The sequence below is a fragment of the Moheibacter sediminis genome, assembly GCF_900176425.1.
Lineage (GTDB): Bacteria > Bacteroidota > Bacteroidia > Flavobacteriales > Weeksellaceae > Moheibacter > Moheibacter sediminis.
Genome location: NZ_FWXS01000015.1, coordinates 1 through 6,132, shown reverse-complemented (window position 1 = coordinate 6,132; position 6,132 = coordinate 1). Strand labels below are relative to the sequence as shown.

2 tRNA genes and 3 rRNA genes are annotated in these 6,132 nt (G+C 45.2%); all 5 read left to right on the top strand.

Annotated features, from left to right (window positions below):
- The first annotated feature begins 818 nt into the window (after window positions 1-818).
- The 5 genes from B8977_RS14860 (at window position 819) to rrf (ending at window position 5,876) form a co-directional block, all read left to right on the top strand.
- Window positions 819-2,337 (top strand): 16S ribosomal RNA (locus B8977_RS14860).
- A gap of 131 nt (window positions 2,338-2,468) precedes the next feature.
- Window positions 2,469-2,542 (top strand) — tRNA-Ile (locus tag B8977_RS14855).
- Window positions 2,543-2,597: 55 nt separating this feature from the next.
- Window positions 2,598-2,671 (top strand) — tRNA-Ala (locus B8977_RS14850).
- A gap of 132 nt (window positions 2,672-2,803) precedes the next feature.
- A 23S ribosomal RNA gene (locus tag B8977_RS14845) occupies window positions 2,804-5,579 on the top strand.
- Between the two features lie 189 nt (window positions 5,580-5,768).
- Window positions 5,769-5,876: ribosomal RNA gene (rrf, locus tag B8977_RS14840) — 5S ribosomal RNA — on the top strand.
- Together the 16S, 23S and 5S rRNA genes with 2 tRNA genes alongside form the textbook arrangement of a ribosomal RNA operon.
- Window positions 5,877-6,132: the final 256 nt, after the last annotated feature.

The window sequence follows — 6,132 nt, the reverse complement described above, 5'->3', positions numbered from 1 at the left end:
TTTAATAAAGTTGTTTCGATTTTATCTTTAGAGTGTTGTTTTTGTCGGGAGATTAGGTTAACAGTTATAAATTTTCGCATTGGGTGTGGTGCTGTGTGGGACTCTGCTGTCTCTTTGGTCCGGTCCATTCTTTACATTCGCGTCACTGCACATTCTCATTCGGAGTTGTGAAATAATTATATAAGCCAATTAACCGATAGAAATATTTGCCAGTAAATCAGGCTCCATCTGTGTGGTCACCGGACAAAAACCAGCTTAATTTACAAAAAATGGGCTTCGATCAAAAACCAGTTAAAAAAACTTTTATCTGTAAACGATTGATATTAAATGAAGAGCGTTAAATTTGCTAAAAAAGGCGAAAAAAACAGCGTTGAATATTTGGCTGTAAAGAAAAGCTATGTATCTTTGCACTCCTTTAACGGAACAACGTATAGAGGGAAACAGTAAAGAGAAGATCATCGAAAATGCAGGGAAAAATAAATTTGAAAAAAAAAGTAAAATTTATTTTGCGGATTGAAAAAGATACTTACCTTTGCACCCCGATTAACTAAGAGGTTAACGGAAAGTAAAGAGAAGATCATCGGAAGAAAGCAAGAGAAAATAAATTTGAAAAAAAAGTAGAATTTATTTGGTAGAAAGAAAAAGATGCTTACCTTTGCACCCGCTTTGAGAAACAGAGAAACATACGAAGCAAATTTAAGAAACGAGAAGTTCATTGTAATTTAAATAAAAGAAGAAAAAAAAGCCTAAAATTATAACGGTCAATTCTAAGAGGTACAGGAATTAATATTCGAAGTTTAAAAACATTTAAAATTTTTACAACGGAGAGTTTGATCCTGGCTCAGGATGAACGCTAGCGGGAGGCTTAACACATGCAAGCCGAGGGGTATATAGTTTTCGGATTATAGAGACCGGCGCACGGGTGCGTAACGCGTATGTAACTTGCCCTGATCAAAGGGATAGCCCAGAGAAATTTGGATTAATACCTTATAATACTTTGAATGGCATCATTTGGAGTTGAAAGATTTATCGGATCAGGATAGACATGCGTATGATTAGTTAGTTGGTGAGGTAACGGCTCACCAAGACGATGATCATTAGGGGGCCTGAGAGGGTGAACCCCCACACTGGTACTGAGACACGGACCAGACTCCTACGGGAGGCAGCAGTGAGGAATATTGGACAATGGGTGAGAGCCTGATCCAGCCATCCCGCGTGCAGGAAGACGGCCCTATGGGTTGTAAACTGCTTTTCTACGAGAATAAACCACCTTACGTGTAGGGTGTTGAAGGTACCGTAGGAATAAGCACCGGCTAACTCCGTGCCAGCAGCCGCGGTAATACGGAGGGTGCAAGCGTTATCCGGATTTATTGGGTTTAAAGGGTCCGCAGGCGGACTTGTAAGTCAGAGGTGAAAGCCGGCAGCTCAACTGTCGAACTGCCTTTGAAACTGCAAGTCTTGAGTGAGGTTGAAGTAGCTAGAATGAGTAGTGTAGCGGTGAAATGCTTAGATATTACTCAGAATACCAATTGCGAAGGCAGGTTACTAAGTCTTAACTGACGCTGAGGGACGAAAGCGTGGGGAGCGAACAGGATTAGATACCCTGGTAGTCCACGCCGTAAACGATGGATACTGTCTGTTGGATCGCAAGATTCAGTGGATAAGCGAAAGTGATAAGTATCCCACCTGGGGAGTACGTTCGCAAGAATGAAACTCAAAGGAATTGACGGGGGCCCGCACAAGCGGTGGAGCATGTGGTTTAATTCGATGATACGCGAGGAACCTTACCAAGGCTTAAATGTATAATGACCGATCTGGAAACAGATCTTTCTTCGGACAGAATGCAAGGTGCTGCATGGCTGTCGTCAGCTCGTGCCGTGAGGTGTCAGGTTAAGTCCTATAACGAGCGCAACCCCTATCACTAGTTGCCAGCGTTTAAAGACGGGGACTCTAGTGAGACTGCCAACGCAAGTTGCGAGGAAGGTGGGGACGACGTCAAGTCATCACGGCCCTTACGTCTTGGGCTACACACGTGCTACAATGGCCGGTACAGAGGGCAGCTACCTAGCGATAGGATGCGAATCTCGAAAGCCGGTCTCAGTTCGGATTGGAGTCTGCAACTCGACTCTATGAAGCTGGAATCGCTAGTAATCGCAAATCAGCCATGTTGCGGTGAATACGTTCCCGGGCCTTGTACACACCGCCCGTCAAGCCATGGAAGCCGGGGGTACCTGAAGTTGGTGACCGTAACAGGAGCTGCCTAGGGTAAAACTGGTAACTAGGGCTAAGTCGTAACAAGGTAGCCGTACCGGAAGGTGCGGCTGGAACATCTCTTATATAGAGACGACGAATACTTGTGCCAAGTTAATTTTAAAATTGAACTTGGAATTGACAGTTTTTTTAGGTTTTTTTTCTTTTTCTTTAAATAACATAAAGAATATATAGAAGACCACTCTTTTTGAAGAAAGAGTCTCATAGCTCAGCTGGTTAGAGCGCTACACTGATAATGTAGAGGTCGGCAGTTCGAGTCTGCCTGAGACTACTGAATAGGAGTTTGAGGCATGGGCGAAAGCCTTGAGACTTTAGACTAAAAAAGAGGGGAATTAGCTCAGCTGGCTAGAGCGCCTGCCTTGCACGCAGGAGGTCATCGGTTCGACTCCGATATTCTCCACAACAAAGCGTTTTTAATGCTTTAGAAGAGTTCATTGACATACTGGAAGAAGATAACGAGAAAAGTAAATTATAATAAGTAAGATACTACAATAAAACAAAAACAATAACCGAACACGAGAGCGGCGGTTAGAAAAAAGTTACTAAGAGCGTATGGCGGATGCCTAGGCTTCGAGAGGCGATGAAGGACGTGATAAGCTGCGATAAGCTTCGGGGAATGGCACACACATTTTGATCCGAAGATTTCCGAATGGGGCAACCCGGCATGTTGAAGATATGTCACCACGCAAGTGGAGCGAACGTTGGGAACTGAAACATCTAAGTACCAACAGGAAAAGAAATCAATTGAGATTCCGTAAGTAGTGGCGAGCGAACGCGGATTAGCCCTAAAGCTTTTATATGTTTAGCAGAATAACCTGGAAAGGTTAACCATAGAGGGTGAAAGTCCTGTAAGCGAAAAGCATACATTAGTTATAACGAGTAAGGCGGGACACGTGAAATCCTGTTTGAATATGGGGGGACCATCCTCCAAGGCTAAATACTCCTCGAAGACCGATAGTGAACTAGTACTGTGAAGGAAAGGTGAAAAGCACTTCGAATAGAAGGGTGAAATAGAACCTGAAACCATACGCTTACAAGCGGTCGGAGCCTACGGGTGACGGCGTGCCTTTTGCATAATGAGCCTACGAGTTAATGTCACTGGCAAGGTTAAGTTGTTCAGCAACGGAGCCGAAGCGAAAGCGAGTCTGAATAGGGCGCATAGTCAGTGGTATTAGACGCGAAACCTTGTGATCTACCCATGGGCAGGTTGAAGCTTTGGTAACACAAAGTGGAGGACCGAACCCGTTTACGTTGAAAAGTATTGGGATGACCTGTGGGTAGGGGTGAAAGGCTAATCAAACTGGGAAATAGCTCGTACTCCCCGAAATGCATTTAGGTGCAGCGTTGTGTATAAGTATTTTAGAGGTAGAGCTACTGATTGGATGCGGGGGCTTCACCGCCTACCAATTCCTGACAAACTCCGAATGCTAAAATATGTTCCACAGCAGTGAGGGCATGGGTGCTAAGGTCCATGTCCGAGAGGGAAAGAACCCAGATCATCAGCTAAGGCCCCCAAATGTATACTAAGTTGACCAAACGCGGTCGGATTGCATTGACAGCTAGGATGTTAGCTTGGAAGCAGCTATTCATTTAACGAGTGCGTAACAGCTCACTAGTCGAGCGATCCGGCATGGATAATAATCGGGCATAAGTATACTGCCGAAGCTATGAACTCTATTTTATAGAGTGGTAGGGGAGCATTCTATCGGCGCAGAAGCTGGACCGGCGAGGTACAGTGGAGCTTATAGAAAAGAAAATGTAGGCATGAGTAACGATAAAGAATGTGAGAAACATTCTCGCCGCAAGACCAAGGTTTCCTCAGCTATGCTAATCAGCTGAGGGTTAGTCGGGACCTAACATGTACCCGAAAGGGGAAGTGGATGGCAAACGGGTTAATATTCCCGTACCTGCTCACAACAAAAGTGACGGTGAGGAGTAATCAGTGCGTACTGACGGAATAGTACGTTGAACCTAGGTAAACTAGGGATAGTACACAAAGGCTTCGGCTGGCGTGATAATCTGATGAAATCTCATCCTAGAAATAGCGAGTGAAGCAGCCCGTACCCTAAACCGACACAGGTGGTCGAGGAGAGTATCCTCAGGCGCTCGAGTGAATCGTGGTTAAGGAACTAGGCAAAATCGACCTGTAACTTCGGGAGAAAGGTCGCTGACAGCAATGTCAGCCGCAGTGAAGAGGCCCAGGCGACTGTTTATCAAAAACACAGGACTCTGCAAAATCGAAAGATGAAGTATAGGGTCTGACACCTGCCCGGTGCCGGAAGGTTAAGGAAGGGGGTTAGTTTTCGGACGAAGCTCTTGACTGAAGCCCCGGTAAACGGCGGCCGTAACTATAACGGTCCTAAGGTAGCGAAATTCCTTGTCGGGTAAGTTCCGACCTGCACGAATGGTGTAACGATCTGGGCACTGTCTCAACCACGAGCTCGGTGAAATTGTAGTATCGGTGAAGATGCCGGTTAATCGCAATGGGACGAAAAGACCCTGTGAACCTTTACTATAGCTTCGTATTGACTTCGGGTAAACAATGTGTAGGATAGGTGGGAGACTTTGAAGCGCGTACGCCAGTATGTGTGGAGTCGCCGTTGAAATACCACCCTTTGTTTATCTGGAGCCTAACTCCTTAGGGAGGACATTGCGTGGTGGGTAGTTTGACTGGGGTGGTCGCCTCCAAAAGAGTAACGGAGGCTTTCAAAGGTACCCTCAGCACGCTTGGTAACCGTGCGTAGAGTGTAATGGCATAAGGGTGCTTGACTGTGAGACCTACAAGTCGATCAGGTGCGAAAGCAGGACATAGTGATCCGGTGGTTCCGTATGGAAGGGCCATCGCTCATAGGATAAAAGGTACTCCGGGGATAACAGGCTAGTCTCCCCCAAGAGCTCACATCGACGGGGAGGTTCGGCACCTCGATGTCGGCTCGTCACATCCTGGGGCTGGAGAAGGTCCCAAGGGTTGGGCTGTTCGCCCATTAAAGTGGCACGCGAGCTGGGTTCAGAACGTCGTGAGACAGTTCGGTCTCTATCTATTGTGATCGTTAGAAATTTGAGTGGGCTTGACTCTAGTACGAGAGGACCGAGTTGAACATACCTCTGGTGTATCAGTTGTACCGCCAGGTGCACCGCTGAGTAGCTACGTATGGTTTAGATAAGCACTGAAAGCATATAAGTGCGAAACTTGCCACAAGATGAGATTTCTTTTAAGGGTCGTTGGAGATGACAACGTTGATAGGCTATAGATGTAAAGACAGCGATGTCAAAGTCGAGTAGTACTAATTACCCATAAACTTTGCTAACAATGCCGCTCGAAGGTTGGTTATTGTTTTTGAATTATTGAACTTATTGTTATAATTACGATTCAAATTATCTTTCTTTTGTATGTTAAAATATTAAAGTTTAAACTTTTACAGGCGAAAGCCAAAGAGTTTTAAACTGCTTAAAAACACCTAATGCCTGATGCCTTTTTGGCTAATGGCTCAAAGATTTAGGGTGGTTACAGCGGCAGGGCTCACCTCTTCCCATTCCGAACAGAGAAGTTAAGCCTGCCTGCGCCGATGGTACTGCGAAAGCGGGAGAGTAGGTCGCCGCCAGTCTTTTATTTAAAAATCCTCAACATAAACTGTTGGGGATTTTTTGTTTTAAAATTGTTGGAAGTAAGGCAAAAAAGTAAAACTTATTTTAATCCCTCACTTCATAATTCTAACTTTAACCCTGTCACAGGGATTGTAATGGAAACCCCGCATCCTCCGCATCGGAAGAGGAGTTGCAATGTAAAGCCCGACCCTGAGGTTCTGGTATTTATAATTATATCAAATCTTCTTTCCCAAAGCAGATTCCTAAATTATTATT